This is a genomic window from Xanthovirga aplysinae (assembly GCF_009711365.1).
GTDB classification, from domain to species: Bacteria; Bacteroidota; Bacteroidia; order Cytophagales; family Cyclobacteriaceae; genus Xanthovirga; species Xanthovirga aplysinae.
On the sequence record NZ_SMMB01000304.1, the window covers coordinates 1 to 1,060 of the forward strand.

The window sequence follows — 1,060 nt, forward strand, 5'->3', positions numbered from 1 at the left end:
CATTCATATAATCAAGAACTATATGAAATTGCTTTAATAGGCCATTTCCAATAGTACCATGACGTCCATCTGTATGGGGTACTTTAGAATAATTGTCCCTTGCGGGAAATGATGTTTGAACATGATTGAAGGTGAATTCCTTAATGCGGAGTTCAGGGATTTTACCGTTTTTTCCACGAATAATGCCCCCTAAGCCATTGCCTAACTGACTTCTTTTGGACTTCTTAGGGGGCACAATCTCCAATTTAGATCCCGTTTCCAATAATAAAGTATGGCTGGCTCCTGTATCAATCAATAATTTTACAGATAGATCCTTGTCTTTATCCATACAAATATTTGAATTCAAATAAGGTTTGGTATCTGTAATGTGAATTGGGATTTCCTCAAAGCCTTCTCCTATCAAATTCTTTTTGGAATGGGCAAAGGTTAAAAGTTTTTTATCATAATCAATGGAGACTATGAACTTGGAAAACAGCTGATATCCAATCACTCCGTCTACCGTAGCTCCTTCATCTAACTTAAATTTGGGATTACGATCTAAAGCTACTAAACTGATTCTTTCTCCTTTTAAGTTCCCAATTTCCATATCAATACCACTTATCACTTTTCCACTTACCTTTTTACCACTGCCTGCTCCTGAAAAAAATACTGACCGACCAACCTTTCCCTTTATTTTTCTTATTAATTGGCGATTGAAAAGCAAAGGCGTTCTTACACCTGTATCAATAATGAATTTGGCCTGAAGTCCATTGATATTCACAGGGACAATAATTAATTGATTTATTAGCTCAAAAGGAATGGTTGTAGTGGTTACCTCCTTATTCATCACAAAGCCATTTGACTTAGCAAATGCCCTTTTAAAGCAAAAGAAACATAAAAACATTAAGAAGAAATAAGGGCTTTTTGTAACATCATTTTTCAAATTAACTTTTCCGGGCCGCTTCATATCTTTTGGGTTTAGCTTTTTATAAATCTACTGTGAAACAGTAGCAGCTCTGTACCCAATAAAGAATGAAATGAAACAAAAAGTTATCCCCCAACAAAGGGGATATTTAGGGTT

The 1,060-nt window shown here is 35.3% G+C and carries 1 protein-coding gene; it reads right to left on the minus strand.

The window, feature by feature from the left end; genetic code table 11:
• Positions 1-946: retropepsin-like aspartic protease (locus E1171_RS00860; RefSeq protein ID WP_155203171.1), on the minus strand; the 946-nt coding region annotated here is incomplete at its 3' end.
• Between the last annotated feature and the right edge of the window lie 114 nt (positions 947-1,060).